Source organism: uncultured Microscilla sp., from assembly GCF_947493425.1.
In the GTDB taxonomy this organism is placed as follows: domain Bacteria; phylum Bacteroidota; class Bacteroidia; order Cytophagales; family Microscillaceae; genus Microscilla.
Genome location: NZ_CANLRP010000038.1, coordinates 1 through 20,969, shown reverse-complemented (window position 1 = coordinate 20,969; position 20,969 = coordinate 1). Strand labels below are relative to the sequence as shown.

General features: G+C 39.6%; 18 protein-coding genes. 7 read left to right on the top strand and 11 right to left on the bottom strand.

Annotation, left to right across the window (positions count from 1 at the left end):
- Positions 1-67 precede the first annotated feature (67 nt).
- A complete protein-coding gene (locus Q0954_RS12320) occupies positions 68-343 on the top strand; it encodes a MoaD/ThiS family protein (RefSeq protein WP_299457215.1) in 276 nt (91 codons plus the stop codon).
- Between the two features lie 121 nt (positions 344-464).
- Here the strand turns inward: Q0954_RS12320 and Q0954_RS12315 are convergent, their stop codons facing one another.
- The 7 genes from Q0954_RS12315 to Q0954_RS12285 all read right to left on the bottom strand — a co-directional run bounded on the left by Q0954_RS12315 (position 465) and on the right by Q0954_RS12285 (position 8,379).
- Positions 465-1,634 carry a serine hydrolase gene (locus tag Q0954_RS12315; protein ID WP_299457213.1) on the bottom strand — a complete coding sequence of 390 codons (1,170 nt, stop codon included), beginning with the start codon at positions 1,632-1,634 and terminating at the stop codon, positions 465-467.
- 158 nt (positions 1,635-1,792) lie between these two features.
- Positions 1,793-2,587: an SDR family oxidoreductase gene (locus Q0954_RS12310; RefSeq protein WP_299457211.1), complete on the bottom strand. Its 795-nt coding sequence runs from the start codon at positions 2,585-2,587 to the stop codon at positions 1,793-1,795.
- Positions 2,588-2,852: 265 nt separating this feature from the next.
- Positions 2,853-4,592: an ion transporter gene (locus tag Q0954_RS12305; protein WP_299457209.1), complete on the bottom strand. Its 1,740-nt coding sequence runs from the start codon at positions 4,590-4,592 to the stop codon at positions 2,853-2,855.
- 230 nt (positions 4,593-4,822) lie between these two features.
- Positions 4,823-5,935 carry a glycosyltransferase family 61 protein gene (locus Q0954_RS12300; RefSeq protein WP_299457207.1) on the bottom strand — a complete coding sequence of 371 codons (1,113 nt, stop codon included), beginning with the start codon at positions 5,933-5,935 and terminating at the stop codon, positions 4,823-4,825.
- Positions 5,936-5,943: 8 nt separating this feature from the next.
- Positions 5,944-6,471 (bottom strand): GNAT family N-acetyltransferase, encoded by a 528-nt coding sequence (locus tag Q0954_RS12295; protein WP_299457205.1) that lies wholly within the window; start codon positions 6,469-6,471, stop codon positions 5,944-5,946.
- 351 nt (positions 6,472-6,822) lie between these two features.
- Positions 6,823-7,275, bottom strand: a complete 453-nt coding sequence (locus Q0954_RS12290) for a GNAT family N-acetyltransferase (RefSeq protein WP_299457203.1) — start codon at positions 7,273-7,275, stop codon at positions 6,823-6,825.
- A gap of 132 nt (positions 7,276-7,407) precedes the next feature.
- Complete coding sequence (locus Q0954_RS12285) at positions 7,408-8,379, bottom strand: helix-turn-helix domain-containing GNAT family N-acetyltransferase (RefSeq protein ID WP_299457201.1); 972 nt, start codon at positions 8,377-8,379, stop codon at positions 7,408-7,410.
- Between the two features lie 938 nt (positions 8,380-9,317).
- Here Q0954_RS12285 and Q0954_RS12280 point away from each other — a divergent pair.
- The 5 genes from Q0954_RS12280 (at position 9,318) to Q0954_RS12260 (ending at position 16,342) form a co-directional block, all read left to right on the top strand.
- On the top strand, positions 9,318-9,941 hold the full coding sequence (locus Q0954_RS12280; RefSeq protein ID WP_299457199.1) for a sigma-70 family RNA polymerase sigma factor: 624 nt from the start codon (positions 9,318-9,320) through the stop codon (positions 9,939-9,941).
- A gap of 91 nt (positions 9,942-10,032) precedes the next feature.
- Positions 10,033-10,287, top strand: a complete 255-nt coding sequence (locus tag Q0954_RS12275) for a hypothetical protein (RefSeq protein WP_299457197.1) — start codon at positions 10,033-10,035, stop codon at positions 10,285-10,287.
- A gap of 1,711 nt (positions 10,288-11,998) precedes the next feature.
- Positions 11,999-12,616 carry a sigma-70 family RNA polymerase sigma factor gene (locus Q0954_RS12270; protein ID WP_299457196.1) on the top strand — a complete coding sequence of 206 codons (618 nt, stop codon included), beginning with the start codon at positions 11,999-12,001 and terminating at the stop codon, positions 12,614-12,616.
- A 66-nt stretch (positions 12,617-12,682) separates the two neighbouring features.
- Positions 12,683-12,925: a hypothetical protein gene (locus Q0954_RS12265; protein WP_299457195.1), complete on the top strand. Its 243-nt coding sequence runs from the start codon at positions 12,683-12,685 to the stop codon at positions 12,923-12,925.
- 465 nt (positions 12,926-13,390) lie between these two features.
- Entirely contained in the window at positions 13,391-16,342 is a 2,952-nt protein-coding gene (locus Q0954_RS12260; RefSeq protein WP_299457194.1) for a poly(A) polymerase, read from the top strand.
- Positions 16,343-16,431: 89 nt separating this feature from the next.
- Here the strand turns inward: Q0954_RS12260 and Q0954_RS12255 are convergent, their stop codons facing one another.
- The 3 genes from Q0954_RS12255 to Q0954_RS12245 all read right to left on the bottom strand — a co-directional run bounded on the left by Q0954_RS12255 (position 16,432) and on the right by Q0954_RS12245 (position 18,789).
- Entirely contained in the window at positions 16,432-17,544 is a 1,113-nt protein-coding gene (locus Q0954_RS12255; RefSeq protein ID WP_299457192.1) for a serine hydrolase, read from the bottom strand.
- 99 nt (positions 17,545-17,643) lie between these two features.
- Complete coding sequence (locus tag Q0954_RS12250; RefSeq protein WP_299457190.1) at positions 17,644-18,123, bottom strand: hypothetical protein; 480 nt, start codon at positions 18,121-18,123, stop codon at positions 17,644-17,646.
- 87 nt (positions 18,124-18,210) lie between these two features.
- A complete protein-coding gene (locus Q0954_RS12245) occupies positions 18,211-18,789 on the bottom strand; it encodes a pentapeptide repeat-containing protein (protein WP_299457188.1) in 579 nt (192 codons plus the stop codon).
- A 311-nt stretch (positions 18,790-19,100) separates the two neighbouring features.
- On the opposite strand from Q0954_RS12245, the gene Q0954_RS12240 reads away from it, so the two are divergent.
- Positions 19,101-19,379, top strand: a complete 279-nt coding sequence (locus Q0954_RS12240; RefSeq protein ID WP_299457187.1) for a sigma-70 family RNA polymerase sigma factor — start codon at positions 19,101-19,103, stop codon at positions 19,377-19,379.
- 89 nt (positions 19,380-19,468) lie between these two features.
- Here Q0954_RS12240 and Q0954_RS12235 read toward each other — a convergent pair whose 3' ends face one another.
- A complete protein-coding gene (locus Q0954_RS12235) occupies positions 19,469-20,602 on the bottom strand; it encodes a helix-turn-helix transcriptional regulator (protein WP_299457185.1) in 1,134 nt (377 codons plus the stop codon).
- Positions 20,603-20,969 lie beyond the last annotated feature (367 nt).

The following is a 20,969-nucleotide window of genomic DNA, read 5'->3' as shown; positions in this document are numbered from 1 at the left end:
GCTAAACAGAGACTTTCGGGTAACCAAATAAAAGTTTTATATTGCTGCTTCAGCAACACTTAAATGAATGGCAAAAATAAAGTTTACCAACTTGCTCAGGAGGTTTTACCCTCACCTTGCGGAGCAGATAGAAGTACCAGGCAACACCATAGCACAGGTGCTAGAGGCACTCAATCAACAATACCCTGGCATTAGAGATTATCTGGTAGACGAAAGGGGCAAGTTAAGGCAACACGTCAATATTTTTATTGGCGAAGAACTCATCCAAGACAAAGACACACTGCAAGATACAGTAGAAGCACAAGACGAAGTTTTTATTTTACAAGCTATTTCAGGGGGTTGACCTGTGTGCCCCCAAAAGCTGTGGTAAGGGAGTAATTTCGGTCGGTTCACTGGATCTTGCGCGAAAAAACCAGTGCCGTGCTGAGTCCTACCCCAAGACTAAACACCTCATAGTCTTTGAGTTACAAAGCTTCCATAACCCGTTTGATCATTTCTCCGGTTTTGGTATAGTCAAGCCAACGCGTGACAATTACCAAATCGTGGGCTTTGTCTACCACTACCAAATTGCCCCCAAAACCTGACGCATAAAATACGCTTTCGGGAACCCCTGGCCAATACCGAGGTTTATCTCCTACATAATTGGCTACTTTACGGTTAAGCCACCACATATATCCATAGTTGCCATTGGCCATTGATGGTTGGGTAGCAGTATGCACCCAGTTTTTGGGCAACACCTGGGTATCTTTCCACTTGCCATTGTTCAAAAACAGTAAACCATAACGTGCATGGTCTTCGGCACTGATAAATAGTCCGCCCCCCCAGTGTGCTCCTCCACTTACCGACTCTACCTCTCTCCCATTGATGTTTACTTTAGAGGTGGGGTAACCGTGCCAGCTCCAGGTAAACGACGCCCCTATTTTGTCCATCACGTAGTCTTTTAATACTTGTGGCAATGGCTTTTGCCAAACTTTGAGCAGGGCATACGCCAACAGGTTTACCCGCACATTGTTGTACCTAAACAAAGTGCCAGGCTCAGACCGGGGGCGGTTTTTCCAATCTTCTACCGTGCCAGTTTTGGGTGGCCGCTCTGCCCAATCGTGTCCTCCCCATAGCTCCCCTGCCCATTCAGATGATTGGGTGAGCAAATGCGCCCAGGTTACTTTTGAGTTGTGGGCACCTGCAAATTTTCCATCTTTGATGTATAAGCACACTTGGTCATCAAGCGAGCGTATGAGCCCAATGTCTACGGCCAGTGCTGCTACCGTAGACAAATAGCTTTTGGTAGCACTGCACGCCATTTCTACGCGTTGGTTGTTGCCCCACCGGGCAATGATGTATCCATTTTTGAGAATCATTCCAGAGGGGTTTCCTCTTTTTTTGGTGGGACCTATCATTTGATGAAAATGTTCACGGCTAAACCACTTACTCAAGGTGATTTTTAAATCCCGATCACCTTTGTATTCATTTGCCAAAGCAAAGTCAATGGCATTTTGTAACTTAAGGGGGTTGATTCCAAATTGGGTGGGTGATTGAGTTTGCCACATGGCTCCCCTTTCGGGGAAGTAGCACTTTCGCTGTACCACGGTAGTGCTTACAAAAGGAGTGAGCAGTAGTGATTGTTTTGCTTGCATTTTTAGGATGATCTTATCAAACCTGAAACTGTTTTTTTAGTGACCTGATGGCTCAATGATAAACCCTTCGTTTTTAACTTCAAAATAGGGTTGTTCAAAGAAATTAGTTAACAAGAAGTAAATGATTGTATAAAGCTCCTATTTGTTACGTAAAAAAACTATACTTTATAATACATTTTAATCACTTGCTCAAACACCAAATTGGGGATGTTGCGCTTAAGAAATACCGTAAACTTCTGCAAGGGTTTGCCCACCAGGTATTTGCCACTTATTTGTCGTTTTTTGATCAGTTTGTGTATTTTTTTCGCCACCATTTCAGGAGCAATTCCCTGCATCACATCATCATTCATAATCTGGTGAGTACGGTCAAACGACTCTTTGTATACCGAGGTGTCATTGGTTGCCGTTAGGCGATTTTCATTGATGCCAGTGCGCACGTCTCCGGGCAACACCGAACAAACCTGTACCCCAAAGGGAGCTACTTCCATACGTAATGCCTCGGTAAGCCCGTCTATGGCAAATTTGCTGGCACAATAAGTAGCACGGTAAGGTAACCCCATCACTCCGCCTATAGAGCCTATATTGATTATTTTACCCGATTGTTGTTTGCGCATATAAGGCAATACCTCTTGAGTAAGCCTGACTACTCCCATTACATTGGTCGCAAATACCTGCTCGATATCACTTAGCGGGGTTTCTTCCAGGGCTCCTGCAGTACCCAGTCCGGCATTATTTATCAACACATCTATGTGTCCTTCATTTTCTATTACCTGCTTTACACCCTGTATTATCTCTGTTTCGTTGGTAATGTCCATTTTCAGCATTTTAACAGCACTGTCAGGCATTGCACGACGACTGGTACCATATACTGCATACCCTTGCTGCTGGAGGTAAACTGCCATTGAGTTACCTATGCCTGAAGAGGCTCCAGTAATTAGTATGACCTTACTCATGATGTTTGGTTTGATGATGTAAAAGAAAGCAAAGGTAATTAGCCAAAAGGCAGTAGCCCAGTTTTTTATATAGTTTTTTGGCAAGTGTCAGGCTTAGGAATGGTGTAAAAATAAATTTCTATAGTAACGCTAAAATATTTTGTTGCTAGACGAGGCAAAAAATCGGCTAATAGCATCGCTATTTGGCTATTTTTTAACAAAGTATAGCCTCAAAAGATGAGGTTAAGAATGTAAATTTATTTTGGTACCATTCCTTAGCAACAGCTTACTCCTCCCCTCGTTGTTTGGTATAGTCAATGTCTTCTTTGATTAGCGCCTGGGCTTCTTCGTGACTACGGTAATGAAATACCCGACGAATGGTATCACCCAAGTGTTTGATAATAGAAAAGTAGGTGTTGTCATTGGTCCATTCAATCAAGTCACCATTGATATAAATAGTAACCACGTCGGCTTCGGTGGTGCGGGCAATGTATTGGTGTAAGCTATTGGGGTGGGTATTGTCATAATACTTATGAACCCCAAAGGAGTAATTGAACTTAGGCACTGAAAAGGTTTGCTTAAGCTCTTGATAAAAAAGCTTTAGTTTAGCTACATCCTTGAAGGTATTGTGAGAAATAGCAAAACTTTTTTCATCTACCTTTCCTCCAAAATGTAAGTTCAAATGTTCGGGCTCGCTGCTGGCTTTAATGATAAAGACGGTTTCGTCGGATTGAATAACTGAGGCAAGGTCTTTTTTGAAACAGGTAAAAGCGGGTGGTATCCCTTCTTCATTGGTATGCCTGAATGCCTCATTAAAAGTAAAACTAAAAGCATAAGTGCTGTTTAAGTCGTGAGTTTCGCCATACATTTCGTTTGACAAATAGTCTGCCCTTATGTATTTGGCAAGATGAGAGGTAAAATGCCCAATGGCATGCTCAGCATAACTCATAGGCGACACTATAGTGATATTGGTATCACGGTCGATGTAAGCACCATACTCTCGGTTGCACTCAAAGTGCTCTACCACATAAGTATTGGCAAAACGGTCATCACGGGTGTTTTTTTTATAGCGTATGCGTAGTTCCTCGTTTTTAATAGCATCAAAGATATCTTCTTCTGAAAGTTCCAATCGACTCTTAAGGCTTACCACATCTATCAAACGGCGGATCACCGACATTTCGCCGATTTTGTAAGGCGAGGTATAAAAAGCACTTTTGATGCTTTGGGTGTTTTGCTCTACAATTTCCGCCTTGGAGTTTTTATCTATTTCTTGCATAAAACCCGCCGAAATAATGCCCGCTGGCAAAGCAAATAAACCAATACCCAACAAGGCTATAAACGACCCCAAGGCCTTGCCCAACGAAGTAACCGGGTACACATCACCATACCCTACTGTAGTAAGGGTAGACACCGCCCACCACATAGTTTGTGGAATGCTGGAAAACTTGTCGGGTTGTTGCTCTCTTTCTATCATAAACATAAGGCTTGCCGCCACTATGAGTAATAAGAAAATAGTAAAGAAAATGACTTGAAGGTCTTCTTTTTTGGTCATAATAATCTTGACCAGCATACGAATAGAGGCAGAATAGCGCCAAAGCTTGAGTAAACGAAACAGCCTGAACAAACGAAAAGCCCGTACAATGCGAAAATCGTTGTGCAACATCGGAAAAAGAAAAGGCAAATAGGCAGGTAAAAAAGCAATGAGGTCAATCAGCGCCACCGCAGTAAACATAAAGCGTAAGCGCCCCCATACCGGATGTTGGTAGCGTTTGTCTTCGGTAATGCACCACAATCTAATGATATACTCCAGGGTGAAGATAACTATAGAGACCTGCTCGAATATCTTAAAAGCAGTGCCCAACTGTTGGTGAATAGAATCAACCGTTTCGATGGTAAATGTTACTACATTCATAAAAATGAGCAACATCATAAAGGTATCAAACTTTTTGGTAATGTTTTGGTAGTTCTCGTGTTCGCCCTCAAAAATATAATATACTTTTTGCTTTAGGGTTAGTTTTGGCTGCATAAGACTCTCTCACAAGTGTTTAAATTCCCGATAGGTATTTGCCAATGTATCAGTCGGCAAATATAACACAATAAAAAAGCCATGATAATATAAAACCCGACATTTCTCAAAAGATGATCACTACAAACTAATTGATGTTGTACTATTTACTTTCGTGGTACATTTTTCTTTAGTAGTTCAACAGCTTTTACTACTGTCAAACAGGTACACTTCTAATCGTTTTCGGGTGATCAACAGTGTTGCCGACAAAAAGCATCTAACAACTCCAGGTCAACTTCTATGTCTTGGTTACACCCCTTGTCAACAGCAGTTCCATTCGTTTTGCCATACATACAGAAGTAAGGCATGGCTGCATAAGCCGCCAATGAAAAGTACCCGGCAGTAGTGCAACCGTGTGGCAATATCTCAAGTACCTTGTTACCTGGTTTGCCATACATCAAGTTAGTAAGTGCTGATCCATGTGCTGTAATGAGCACTTCAGCATGATAAAAAATCTGGGCTTGCTCACGTACCTTGAGGTTGTCTAATACCCTCAATTCAAAGTCATAAGGACGCAATACCTCATACACGGCCTCTTGGTTGCGCACCTGACGACGATGTACATTCCCCCTGGCAATGTACACCCTGGGATGGTAACAACAATTGTCGCTAAGGTCTAGTCTGGAGGTAACCACCTGGCGGGCATAAGCATAAGTTGCCTGGCTATAGTAAGGCAAAAGAGAATGCATAGCAAATGCTGCCACGGTGCGGGTACCTTTGCAAGGGTTTGTCACAATTTTGTAAGGTGAAATGCCCAAGGCCTCAAAACATTCGCTGATAAAATCCGGAATTTTTGACAAATCGCCTATATAGAAATGATCTATTTGTTCAAGCCCAATATGTTGTTGATAGATTTGCAGTAATGGCAACGTTTCGCGCATCCAGCGTCCATAATGGCGAGGAGAAACATTGGACAAATACGCCACGGTTCCCTTCAGCTTTTCTACTTTGGTGGGTAGCTTTTGTTGCAATATAGGCATTGTCTCAGGTACTACTCCAGGCGCCACTAATACGTGATTGTGAGGATCGACAAGGTGTTGACCACAAAATTTAAATCCTGAATGGGTACTGTCAATACATATAGCGTGGGTAGTCGCTTCAAAATCCTGCCAATGCTTAGAGGGTATACCGCTGCCCAGCAACGTAACTTCAGGCGCTTTGACTGCATTTGTTTGTTGAGACACGTACGCTTTTCCCTTGTGCAACAAGGCATAATCTTGAGCATTGTCTGGGGAAAGGCTGGTTGTGCCTTGGGGTGATTTTGCCAGTGCAGCAGCAATTTTTTGAGTAATGCGTTGGAACATGTGAATGTTTATAAGTCTAAGTAAAAACCATACACCATCAAATCACCTTGCCGAAAGTCGAGCGACGGCAAGCGCGCAAAACCCATGCGTTCGTACATGCCCCAGGCCACTTTCATGGCTTGAGTAGTATGCAATATCATTTGTTGACTCTCCAAATTTCTGGCACGTTGCAAACAAGCTTCAGTCAGTGCTTTGCCCACTCCCTGACCTCTGGCAGCAGGCGACACTACCAACAGTCGGATACCCGAAGCATTTTGTATGGTAGTAGTGACTCCTTTGGAGCTATAGTCTTGCATATTGCCCACAAATACCACCCCACCCAACAACTCATTGTCTGTAGATCGGGCTATCAGTATTTCAGTAGATGCTTTTTCGTTGAGTTTGCCTACATTATCGAGCAGGGCATAATAAGTAGGGTGCTCTGCCCTGGAAGGGAAACCCTCCAGGCTCGAAAACACTCGCAACATAAGCTGCCCTAGCGCCTTATATTCATTGGATTGAGCTTCTCTTATATTTATTTGTTTTATCGGCATCATAATGCATTTTAATAGTAATTGACCGCAGTCAACTGTTGAGTGTGTGTTTATTACCAAACAAAAAGATAATTGAAGCTTGTGGTTGCCTATACTTTCACTTTTGAGCCTTGCTGCCTGTAGGGGATTTACTTTGTGGGGAAGTACATCAGCCAGGAATATCATTTATACTAAGATGAAAGTGATTACCTGCGGTGAGCTCGTCACAGCAAGCTGCCCCGATGAATTGGGATTTATAAATAGGCTCGGTTTTAGGATTTACAGGGTTGATTAATGTTGGTATTCAAGCAATTAGTCAAAATCCATCCTCAAAACCATTTTTGTTTAAGTATAATTGACAGTGGTTTTAAGTTTTTACCTTTGTTCAACCGTGGTGTTCATCTTTTTTCTCATATAACGATGCAAAATACCTACTTCTTCAAACGGTTCTCCATAAACTTCGTACCCTAATTTCAAATAAAAATTTACCGCCTCCTGGCGGGCGTGACACTCAATCAATTGAATACTTTTTTCAAGGGCAAAATGTTCCAGTACTGCTACCAACTTTTTGCCTACTCCTTGTCCTTGGTAAGTGTTTTTTACTGCCATTTGAATAAGTTGTGTCTTTTGCTGTGCCTCATCTAACGGCACCAATACTACACATCCTACCACTTGTGATTGGTCGATGGCCACAAAGTGCCAGGAACGATGATCGTGCATCTCCCAAGCGTGGTCAGGTATACCAATCGGACGCAATAAAACTTCATTCCTTAGCATTCTCTCTGCCTCATAGAATGGACTTTGAGGAGTAATTTGTTGTATAATCATCTTTTATTCTTGTTTTAGTAAAGCGGAAAAAATAAGATGTGCCAATAAAACAAAATATTTGTTGACTCGCCCACTCGGCAAATATACCGTTTTATGGCTCAGATTATTTTTGTAGGTTTACTTAATCGTTGCTCAAACTTTTTTATCTATTATGTCATATACCATCATTATATTGGCACGTTCATAATTCTGGCTACTTTCATCTATGGGCACCTCTCTGAAGCCCAGTGTCCGGTACAAATGAATGGCTGGCTTCAAACGGGTATTTGACTGTAGCTCTACCCTGCTTGCTTGTTGTTGTTTTGCCACTTCCAGCATGTGTAAGCCCAGTTTTTTACCTACCTGTTTGCCCTGTGCCTTGTCAGTTACCGCCATCTTTATCAGTTCATACACCCCGTCGTTTATTTTATACAATCCACAAGTACCCACAATTTCGCCATTGAGTTGAGCAAAGCAAATATAGCCACCTTTGTCAATGATGTTTTTCTGAGGATCATCCAGTAGTGCGGCATCGCAGGGTTCTACTTTAAAATACTTATTGAGCCACTCATAGTTGAGTTGGGCAAAATATTTTTGGTGAGCAGGGGTATACGCAATGATTTGAGCCTCACCCAATAATTGTTGCTTTCGATATTCCATGACCCGATCATACAAACTTGTTTGTTCCAATTGCTTTTCAAACTTGTCCATTACATCTATAATATCGTATCCAGTGGCCATGATCATTTGGTTAGTCACTGTTTCTACGGCATCCCACATGGGGTTTAATCTATGGGCTACCTCCTGCCCTTTATCAGATAAGGTAACCGCTTTTTTTCGTTCATCTGCTTTGTCAGTAATACTACTTACCAACCCCACCTTTTTCAACTCTTTGATAATTTGGCTTACTGCTGGATGGCTAATGCCTACATAGTGGGCGATCTCGGTTACCGAAACAGTTTCTTTTAATTGAATAGTATAAAACACCACAAACCACTTGGGTTTAAAGTCTACCTCAAACTCTGCAATGATGCTGACCGCCTCTTGATAAAGGGCATCGCCTACTTTCCGAAAACGACTCCCTAACGACAAACCGCGGGTGTCGTTAAATATATTTTTTCTCATGTAGTCTTTTTATAAACACAGTTTCATAATCAATTATGTAATTGATTACGCAATTATATTAAAAAAAGTTTATGAACAAAAGAAAAGCTCCCGCTAACGACTATAGTCTCAGCGAAAGCTTTTACTCATACCTTGATTTAGATAATTAGAAAACTTAAAGTTTGACACCAATGATTACGACTCAGTTTGATTCACTATTTAGTGTTATTGAATGTGTACATAGCTGGTGTATTGATTATAGCATACTTATAAAATAGCCCAACCTTGTTGAAAAATGCATAGCTGATTGAATTCATATAGCAAGTTGAAGTTTCCTGGAAGCAACAAGAAATGCATAGCTGGTCTTCAGCAGGATCATCCTAAGCACCAAAAATTAACGCATTGCTGATTGATTCAGAATATTCATTGTTTTTACAAAAGTGTTGAAGTGTGAATGAATAAGTGTTTCACCATAATAGTGTAACAAAGGGGCAAAATGTCTCCTCTCGAAACATATTTTTTATAAAAAAAATATTTAAAATCTTGAGGGACATTTTAAGGGTGAAGTCAACCATATTGTAAACAATGATTACTAATCAAAGATTTAAGAGCTTATCCAAAGTTTATCACAAAACTTTTCAAACACGAATACTTTAAGTAAGCTTTTCATTAAACATCAGCAACAATGATTATACAATTCCCCAATACAAAAAACATAAGCAAAAAGCCATCTCACGAATACTTTGCGTGGCAACCAAAAGCAAACTATTGCCTTTATATTTGCCTCAACAAGCACTGATACGTTTCAGAACTATTATTATGAGTTATTTAACAGCGTGTAAACCACTGTACCCAAGGGGTGCTCAATGTATGAAAGGTTTATAGGGCTCACAAGGCTTCATCCAAAACCCTTATGTCAAACCCGGCATACCACCACATGCCACTAAACTATAAGTTTCATGAACAACATCTCATTGCTTGTGCAAGAATGGTATCAGACCCGTAACCAATCAACGCTTAAGCAAATATTTGAGGAAATACAGGAAAGTAATATTCACTTTTTTGGAGCTTGCTTTAAAACCTGGACAAACAAAGGGGCGATTGATGATGCCAATGAGTGCATTCAACGTTTTAATGTGTCGCTCTACGAAAAACTGACTAAAGAAAATGATCCTACGCCCATTGTTACCTTTGAGCATTACTGCCGAACAGTACGCCGCCGGGTATTTTTAAATTTTAGACGAACACAACAGAAAAAACAAGAAACCAACATAGACCCTACTGATCCAGCCAATGGCAAGAATATTCTGGAGGGGCTCGCTGACAATGACAATGACGATCTGGAAAAAGAGGTATGGCACATCTATAAAAAGTTTATGGATGGTAATACCGGAGATTTGTCTTATGGTATTTTTAAGCTTCGGATTGAACAATCTATCAGCCACGAAGCAATTGCTGCTTACCTAAATAAGAAGTTTAAACTGCAGGGAAGCAAGGCTTTGACCAGCTCAAAGGTAAGAAAACGGTACTCGAAACTTCTCAGCAAATGGAGAAGGTACTGCAAAGAGAAATTTAAACCTTGAGCTTGGCTGAGATAGATTCAAAGATAAATAATACGCTAACCACTATGTACATTAATTAGAAAAGTACTATATAATAAACAGGGAATTAAATATGAAACCAACAGAATTAGTTGAATTGCCATCATTTATTAAGGCGCCTTCTAAGCAGATTGCTATAGATGAGCAAATAGACAACGATTTGCTAAAAGCTGCCTGCGAAAAAATGCCCAATGAAGAATGGGAAAAACTAAACGATTGCGCCGTTGAATTTATAGGTAAGCAACTACTCACAGAAAATGACAGGCTTGCGCTTCATCAAAATGTAGACAGTTTTTTGCAACAGATGGACAAACGTTACCCAAAGTAAATTACTTTATTCGTCACACTTATTTTTTTACCCAAACGCGGCATTTAGCCGCGTTTTTTTTGCTTCATCTGGTTTTTATAACTTCAAAAAACAAAGTAGATAAAGTCAGGAATATCTAAACATTTTATCACCGTAGAAGCATTCTTGAAACATACGCCGTTTCAGGCAATGAACGCCTCTTGGTGGCTAGTACACTCTGGGACTAAGTCACTTACGCATTAGCTACACTGAACCCCAAATCAAGTTCTTTTTACACCCCCGAAATTGACTTGGAGAATTTAGAAACTCGCCATAGCAGAACTGTAGCCTCATTACACAGCTTTTAATCGCTTTTTTGGAGGGCATCAACTGCCAAAATTTATCCCAAATTATTGTATGTTTATTTAGAGGCTAAAGCACAAGGCTTTAACGATTTTTGATGACAACAAATCAGAACGAATACACGCCAACACCACCCCTGACACTAAGGCAACGGAATAATTCACTTTAAAAAGTTCAATTTTCACTTTATCATTGCCTCATCTTTTTATGTATGCTCACCTGTGGTCATGTACTATAACATCATACAATTGCATTTATATGATTACCTTTTGTGTTTTGAGCCAATGAGCGCCTCTTTTAAAGATAGAATAAAAGGATCGAGTGTACCATCAAAAATACTTTATTTCGTATTTTTAAGCCAGTAAATATTATTAAAAATTGTATGTACCAATTAAATCTATTTTTCATCTATGCTGCTTAAAAGCTCTGATAAGGACAAGCCTTAAGCAATAAGTCGCAAGTCCTTAGATACCGATGAATATCGATGCCCGCAAGCGGTATGTTGGCATAGCCTCCACTATTTTGTTTAACTGTGACTGCATATTCGGTTCATAGGTAATTAATAGTATACTTATTTTCAATCCTGTATGAGTTTGCTACGTCAAAACCTTGAAGCGACTTAAATGACCAGGTACTTTTTCATCAAAAACTGCTTCTCTGCCAGCAATTAATCCCTCATACAATGGATAACTTTTTCGAAAAACATAAAAAGCAAGGCTCTTATAAAGAATTGGGCTGAAGGGTTATTGCATGCTCATGTTTGCTATTCACTAGGGCAAACATTCCGATAAACCGCGAACTTCCATTGCATTACAGCAAGGGATTGCCCCTACACTTATCACTTTAATTTATACATAAATACCTTTATATCAGAGATTTTAAAAACTTCTTACACTCCTAAAATGTATCCGCAGGATGCTTAATAAGAGCCAAAGGTAATATAGCTTTCATCAGCTGACCCAAAATACAACTATTGTATCAACCAATTAATTTTAATGTTACCTTGCAAAGCAACAAGAATAAGCTGTGTTTTTCGGGCAAATCGGCACATGCATAAGCTAATGACTCAACAAAAAACAACCTCAGAATAATTATACTCGTGATTACTACAAATAATCATACGAACTTATTTAGTGTAAACTATTGTATTGCATAGTTTACAACCACCACTAGTAAATATCTTTAAGAATATGCCAGAATCATCAGTTGTCTTAACAAGCAATCTGACCAAAATGCTGTGTACACAATATACCGGTTTTTGGTCTGACATGCACACGTACTCAACTACACTCACAAGTTGTTCATCAGGTAAAGAAACAACTCTATGCCTGACTCCCCACCGTATTTATATCAAACCTTTCTATTTTAACCTCCTTAAATCACAAGTTTCATGAGCAAAATATCGTTACTTGTAAAAGCGTGGTATGCTACGCATGACCGTACCATTTTGAAACAAATTTTTGAGGAGATTCAAGAGAGCAACACCAATTTTTTTGGTGCTTGTTTCAAAACCTGGACAAATAAGCATGCTATAGATGACGCCAATGAGTGTATTCAAAAGTTTTGTGAGGCTTTGTATATAAAACTTCTGAAAGAAGATGACCTCAAACCTATAGAAAACTTTGAACAATATTGCTCAACTGTCAGACGTAGAATTTTTTGGAACTTTAAAAAGGAAAAAGAAAAACGAAGAACCGCCACACCAATTAGTTCTAATATAACCAATGACACAATGGAGCATCTGCCCGAAGCAGAAGCCCCTCCTTTAGAAAACCATGTATGGGAGGTATACCAGGATTTTATCCGTGATGCTCCAAGAAACGATTTATCTTATGCTATATTCAAGCTCAGGATCGAAGAAAAACTCAACCACCAATGTATTGCAGATCATCTTAATCAAAAATTTGCTCTACAGGGCAATCAGTTGTTAAATGCTACCCGCGTAAGGAAGCGTTATTCTAAGATATTGAGCAAATGGCGTAAGTATTATGACAAAACCCTGGATTAAATCCATCCAGTGGTTTATGCTTGACTTTGGACATAAGTCCAATACGATTTAACCATAAACATTGAGATGACAAAAAAAGAACTAGCACAATCGTTTACCCCTAATCAATCTCCATTCACCAATAGGTTTGACAAGGTTGATAAGGAACTTCTAAAAATAGTTTGTGAACATATAAGCGAAGAAGACTGGGAACAGTTAGATGATCGCACGATTGAATTGTTGGGCAAACACCTGCTAAATGAAGAGGATAAAAAAAGTTTAGATTTTGATACAGACAGTTTTTTAAACCAAATGAATAAATCAAAATAAACCTACTTTCGCACCCTCAAAACAAAAACGAACAAACCGTAGTCATAAGCTACGGTTTTTTTGTGACTCTTTGTGTCAATTACATTTATTATAAGGGAGCAATTAAAAAATAGGATACCTTTTCTTTGATAGCTATTTTATTCTGAGACGCGGCACTTTTTAAAGTCATAGCAGAGCTACGGCTGCAAAAAGTAACAAAGTCTCAGGGCAAAAGAGCAGCTACAAAATGGGTAGATTATTTCTTGTTTGCTCCCTAAAACCAAGTTCAAGTGCTGTGTAACCAGTTTACTCAAACAACACCTATAGCAGGTTTCTTTCCTGAAAAAGCTATCGGTCTATCAAATATTCTGTTCCCTTGGGCTATTTTATTTTTTCTACTTTACTAAGCGGCAAGCTTTATAAATTAGTTTAACTTTAGTATGTTGTTACTCGTTTTAGCAGCATAACAACCTGAATAGTAGCCTCATGAAAGAAAAACTTGCCACCAGCTGGGAAATTTACAATCAAATTATGTGGAACCCTAAACTCAATGCTCAGGCATTTACAGTAGGGTTTGCCGACCGCATGGCAAAGTCAGGCATCAGAGAAAAGCCTTTGCTGGAGTGGGCCAATGAAAGTGATATTCCCTGGCACCGTATCAGGTACTACCGCTGTGGGGGGCTAGTGGTGTGGGACAGGGGTAGGCGCTTAGACTTGTTTGCCGAAAAAAGATTACCTTCTGAGGCTTGGGTGGCAGAAATCAACCCAGTAGTGGCTACAGAAGTAAATACTGATTTTAGCCTGAGAGCAGTTTATTGTTTTCACCAAGACCAATGGCAAGTATACACTGGTGCTGTTGCCAACCAAGCCCTGGTTCAACTCAAAGTAATAAGTTATAATGTATTATGTGACGAACACGACAAGGAGTATGTAAGAAGCAAAGAACGCAATGTGGCTATAGCACAACATTTAGCCCACCTAGAGGCAGACATTATTGCGCTTCAAGAGGCTACTCCCTTGCTCATTGAGTTTTTGAGGCAACAGGCATGGGCAAAAGATTATTTTTTCTCTGAACCACCCAACAGCCCCACCCTGCGTCCTTTTGGGCAAGTTATTTTATCAAAGTACCCGTTTTCGCTGGTAGAACATCTCTATTCTCCTCAGAAACGTTTTTTGGTAGCAGGTTGGCAGATCAATGGGGAAGCTTTTCATGTAGCCAATGTACACTTGACCAGTAATCGCAGCGACAAAGCAATGGGCGTACGCCAACAACAACTAGAAGTGATGGTAAACTACCTTAAATCGCTTAGAGGCGATGTGTTATTGGTGGGCGATTTTAATATGCGAGAAGATGAAAATGTAGATCTATTAACAGAACAGCATTTTGAAGATGTGTGGCCACTACAACACCCCGATGATGCCGGATTTACCTTTCACCCTGACGAAAACCCTTTAGCAGAAAGGTTTAGTCGTTCCGGCTTGCCAGGTCGTTTTGACCGCATGTACCTACGTTCGCAAAGCCTTCAGTGGTTGCCCCAAAATATCACATTATTTGCTAAAGCACCCATTGCTCAAGATTATTTGCGGGCTTCTGACCATTATGGAGTGTTTGCAGCGTATGACTACTTTGTCGGTATGCAGCCTTTGCCCCAGGCTGTGCCCAATGAAGTGCTCAAGCAATTGCAAACAGTACAGCCTACCTATCAAAGTGCCATAGTATTGATTCCTCCTAATGAAATACACGCTCCTATTCAAAAAATACGCAAACAATATGACCAAAAGCTAGAACGCTGGATGCCACATATTACATTGATGTATGGCTTTATTCCCAAAGAACTCTTCGATGCGGCATTGCCTTTACTGGAAACGGCTTTGCAACAACTGGCACCTTTTGAAGTTGTATTACAAGACTTCAGGTATTTCGAGCACCGAAAAAGCACGACAGGATGGCTACGTCCAATAGCCCAGCCTACTGACGCACTGCAACGCCTTCAGAATATTTTACAACTGCTTTTCCCGCAATGTAACGAGCAAACCAACCGTGCCTCTGGTTTTACCCCACATCTAAGCGTAGGGCAATTTGCTTCGCCCGAAGATGCCCAAAAATGTTTGCCTGTCTGGAGCCCTCTACGCTTTAAGGTAGAAAAAATAGCCCTGATCAGCCGAGACAAAGAAACTCCCTTTGAAGTAAAATATCAGGTGTTTCTAGGAAAAGAACAAGCCAAAAAAAAACCTAAAAAACTTATTGAATGGGTAAACGATCAGGCACCGCTTCAAACTACACAAACCCAACTTAAGCGCCAGGCTGCCCTTACCCAAGTACAACAAATATGCAGTGAGGTACTCAATCAATCGGTGCATTTACAAGTATTTGGCTCAGAGTTGCTCAAAATAGCCCAAGCACAAAGCGATATAGACGTGCTGTGTCCGCTACCCCCTTCGTTGGCATTAGACCCGTTCTTTGATCAGTTACAGACAGCCCTGGCTCAAGTAGCGCAAGGTGTGCATTTGGTAACCGATGCCAGGGTACCTACCCTCAAGTTTAACTTACAAGGGGTGAGTTTTGACCTCTTGGCAGTGCACAACCCTTCTTTTCCGGTGCCACTGCACCAAGTAAAGCCTGAAGCTTTTCAACAGTTTGACCCACCAAGCTGGCAAAGTATGGTAGGATACCTAGAAGGACAAAAAATATTGGCATTAGGCAGTAAAGTTGGGCAAGCGCTTTTTAGAGATTTGGTACGCACTATCAGGCTTTGGGCAGCCCGAAAACAACTAACCGGCAATGCATTTGGTTTTTTTGGCAATATTTCGTGGGCAATACTTGCGGCCTGGAGCTGTACACATTACCAGACCAAACACACTCCTACTTTGGAGCACTTACTACAAAATTTTTTCAATTTGCTTGCCCAGCATTCGTGGATGGTTCCCATTGGGCTACAAGAGGGTACATCTGATTATATCGTGCGTAAGCACCGCGACTGGATGCCTGTAGTCAGTGCTTTTTATCCTTATAAAAACACCAGCCGCAACCTTACCCAGTCTACAGCAAAAGTAATTCAGGGAGAAATTCAAAAAGCACACCTGCTGCTACAGAATGCCTCTATAAACTGGTTAACGTTTTTTGCTGCAACTGATGTTCAGAAAGAATACACACAATTACTGATACTGGAACTTAGCGCAAGCAATGAACAAAACCTTGAGCTGGCGCAAGGAAAACTTCTGGGGTCGTTGCTAGGGGTAATACTGGCTTTAGAACAACAAGTAAAAGCGTTGGTGCGCCCTTCTACAATTATAAAAAAAGCCGAGAATGGTTTGAGTTTTCAACTAAGACTCGGTTTACACTTACCTGCTGGTTCTACTCAAAAGAGCCTCAATGAATTTGTGGGTAAATTTGACCATGAGTATAACACCAAACTTAAGGTGTATTTAGAAGGATAAAGACAAAAGGCGAAAGCATTAGTGCTTTCGCCTTTTGTTATCTTATATGTAATGGTTCAAACTATTTCATCTTATATTTCCACACCAGTCTACTCTAATAGTTCATCTTTCAGCTTGTTCATTATCTTATACATTTTCTTATTAGTGGAGTTGTCTAGCACTACCAAGCAAACCTTGGCTTTGGTGTCGCGCACAATGGCAGTTCTTGCTCCTAGCCACGAACCAGTGTGTGACACTCTAGTGTTACTCTCTAGCTGCCAACCAAAACCATACTTTGATATTTTTCCATTGTTGAGTTTTACAGGTTTGAAAGCTTCTTTTAGGTTTTGGGGCGAAATAAGTGAATTACCATACCAAAACTTATCCCATATCACAAAGTCCTCTACGCTTGAAAATACTGCACCATCACCTGCTACTCCATCTAAAAACGAAGGAGTATGCAAATGATATTTGCCGCTGGCATACCAAAAACCCGTAGTTTTATTAGCAAATGTTTTTTGTGCCGAGAACAAATTCCACACCCTTGTGTTTTTCATTTTTAAAGGATCAAACAGCTCTTTTTTCATATAAGCCTCAAACGACTCTCCTGATACTTTTTCAATAACCGCCGCAAGTAATACATAACCTGTATTACAATATTGGAAACGCTCATTAGGTTTATAAGCTTTGTTTTTATTAGGGAAGGCAGTCAAGAGTTTTACTACCTCCTGAATGCTCAGCACCTCACCTACCAGATCGTCGTGCTTGTCTGCCAGCTCCATATATACGTCTGGAATGCCCGAAGTGTGCGTAAGCAACTGGCGTACTGTAGCTTTTGGGTAAGGAAAATTTTTGAAGTACTTGCTCAAAGGAGCATCATACTTTAGTAAACCTTTTTGGTGTAGCCGCATAATGCCAGCCGCAGTAAACTGCTTTGATACTGACGCTAAACGTAACGAAGACTGAGGGGTTAATTTTTTATTTCTACGATAGTTGGTATAACCATAGCCTTTCATTAATAAGGTTTTACCTTTTTGAACAATCAATACTGTGCCGTTGAACGCTCCCTTTTTGTGCTGTTCTTTGAGCCAACCATCTATGGCTTTTATTTTATTGCCAAGGGTAGTTGAGGCACGCGATGAAACACCATAAGGTGCTATGAGGGCAATTAAACCGAGTACCAGTAGTAGCCCTAAACTATTTCTTAAGAGTATGTTTTTCATGGGTAACATGTTGTTGAATGGTTGCCCACAAAATACAAATAATTATGTGAGTTTAAGTAAAAGACAGGCACAAAAAAACATACTCAAAACCAACAAGCATTACAATTTTACAGCTTTGCTTCTGAGATTTTGTATCAACTCCAGATATTCTTTGTAAGAAACTGTTTTATGAATATTTTTATAATGAAATTTATAATACATCTTGGCTTCCTCTATCACCTCTGGGGCTATATTGGCAGCCCTTCCCACCAATGCAATCGTTTGCGAAAAAGGGTGTATTACCACAAAAACAACGGCAAGTAAAGAGAGCAACAACAATATGTTGTTAAGCATGAAATGTTCCATATACCCCAATAACACCCCTGACAAAAAGAGTAAAAAAGCAGTTAGCACCTTAAACCATAGGTATTTATAATAAAAAGTATAGTTAACTTTTTGATTGCTTTGAATAGCTTTAAATAATCTAAAAAACTGTTGAAAGTCCGTTTTCATCAACACATACTCTTGTGGAGTAATGGGCTTGGTATTGGCTTGTCCTGGCTTAAAAGAAATGTATTTTTTTTCAATTCCCATATTCATCAATAGCGTTCGTATTATTATGATATACCAAATTTAACCCTATTGACAGATAAAAAATTGCACTTTTTGCAAAAAAATCACTCTAACTTATGCGTCTGTTACTATAATTCGATGCTTGTGTAACAAACCAGGCAAGCCTTCCAATGAAAACCTGGCTTTTTGAACCTGGTTATTATCTGGATCTATAGCATAGTTGTGGGAAGTACTCAGATCGGCATGTTCGAGCTTGGTACGATCAAATACAGCACTTTGTAAATCGCAATGCTCAAATACGGATTCATTAAAATTAGCTTCGGTAAAATCGGCTTCACGCAAGCTGCAATGTACAAACCGGGTACCTTTTAACGAAAGTAAATAAAAAGACGTGAGGTTTAGCTGGCAGGAATTGAAGTTCATTTCCAGCAAAAAATCATTGCAATTACTAAAGTCTGCTCCTATCATTTTGCAATGTACAAACTCTACTTCTTTGAAGGCAGTTTGCTTAAGGGTCGCATTACTCAAATTGCAATGCTCAAACTTACACTCCAGAAAAGATATTTTGGATAAATCACCCTCAGCAAAGTTGCAATTGATAAAAGTACAATTGTCGTACTCGGCTACTGGCAAGGGGGTGTCTACATAGTCAATATTTTTGTAAACTTCACTCTCAATGATAATATCAGGCATTTTCCTTATAATTTTAATCCGCTCAATTAAACCGCTTTTTGAAGCGAAGGTATTATGAAATTTTGGCGAAAGCAAATTTTTAACTTGGGGTAAATACAAGATATGGAAAGTTTATAATATAATTATTTATATAATTAATATAAATATTTCAATCCATTTAAATTCATCTAACACTTTGCTAACACCTAATGTTAGTCTTTGCTGGTGTGTTTTACGATCATTGTAACAGAAAAACTAATAAAGGTAAAATTAACTATAAGGCTTAATACCTGTAAAAACTATTCACAACAACCCTATAAAGTCCTCGAGAAATGAAAAAAGATGAACTGTTTTGGCAAAAATTGATGCAAGGTGACAAGAAAATCGTAGAAGAAATTTTTCAATTAAATGTTCCCGTGTTATTTAAATATGGGCGTAGGTTTTCTGATGACGACCGTTTGATTGATGAATGCATTTTACACATTTTTCTTGATATTTGGAAAAACCGTCTAAACCTTAGAAATGAAGGTGAAATAAAGATTTTTTTGATGAAAAAACTCCGCAAAAAAATAGAGCAAAAGGCATCAAGCACTCAACTTAAGAGGGCGTAACCAATGCCCAAAACAGGGCCTATCTTATAATGAGGTCTTCTTTGAGTACTGATTGTAAAATACCTTCATTCTTTTTTATTTGATATGTACTACTCAAGCTGAACAGACTCCCGGTACTCTGTAGGTGAAGTTTCGGTGGCTTTTTGGAAAGTTTTTTGAAAATTCTTCAACGAATTAAATCCTGCACTAAAACCTATATTAGTAATGGGCACATGATTTTTTGAAGGGTTAGCAAGTAATTCTTTGGCATAAGCCACCCGGTACCTGTCTATAAAGTCCTGAAAGCTTTCTGAAAACTGTTGCTCTATCATTGTCCCCAATACTTCTGGCGTTAGCGATAGTTGCTCTGCAAGTTTTGTGAGTGTAAGTTTACTATCGACATAAGGTTGTTCGTTGTCCATCATAGCCAGTAATTGATCTTTTAACGCCTCTGATTCCTGCGCTGATAACTCATCTCTTAAAACCTTATTTGGCTCTTTTTTTACCCTTACCGGAGAAGATTCTTCTCCCAACATAAGTCTAAACATATTGGGTTGAGAATATGCTTTGTACGCAATCCAGTAAGTAAGTATGCTCAAAAGAAAAAAAGTAAATATGGGGTATAAGAGAAACGCCCAAGTCTTGTAATGTAACAGCACCAACTTGGTGTCTATAATGAGCAGGAGTTGTACAAACGCGGTGGCCAATATCACCTTAAGCAACCAAGTGAGCCTGGTCATATAAGTGCCTGTGTAAGATGCAGTGACTTTTGCCTGATGTTGCTGTACTACCCGATAGCTCATATACATATATACCCATACACTTAGCAACTGTAATAAACCCCACAGACAAGCCTGCCACTCTCCTGCTATAAATACTGTAGCCAGCCAAGAGTTTTGCAAACTACTATAGAGCAGTGCTCTTAGCAACAAAAGAAAGAAAAATGGTGCAAAATGCATAAGTAAGCGTGGAGAAAGTATAAACCGCTTCTGAGTAATATTATTTACATAACCATACATCAAAGGGCCCAACAAAAAAAACGACTCAAAAGAAACCTTCCCAAGCAAATATGGAGGTCGGGCATTGGGCACTCCTGCCAAGGCCATCATTAACTGACTGGCAAGCACTAGTATAAACAAAGCAAGATAAGAATTACCTGACCTGTTTTGTTTAAGCGTAAATAGCATTACCGCTACCATAAAGCCTTGTACTGCGCCAAAAATAAGTAGAATTGTTTCAAACATTGTTTTTTATTACTCAATGACAGCTGCGTAATAATTGCCCGTTTTCATTTGAACTTAATGGAAACAAACTTTTCCCGAAAACTGGACACTTATTTTGAACTCATTACTCAACTTATAATCTTTGCAACAAATTAATGATTTTTTTGAAGTTTCGAATGATTTTACGCCCCGTTTTTAAAGCTTGGATAAATTTTACCCTCAAAGTTCATAACTGACCTTTCACAGCGTATATTTTTGTTTATATGGCCAAAAATACAGTTAATAATTAAGATTGCGTCAGCTGGATTCAGCCTTAGGAATGGTACCAAAATAAATTTACATTCTTAATCTCATCTTTTGAGGCTATACTTTGTTAAAAAATAGCCGA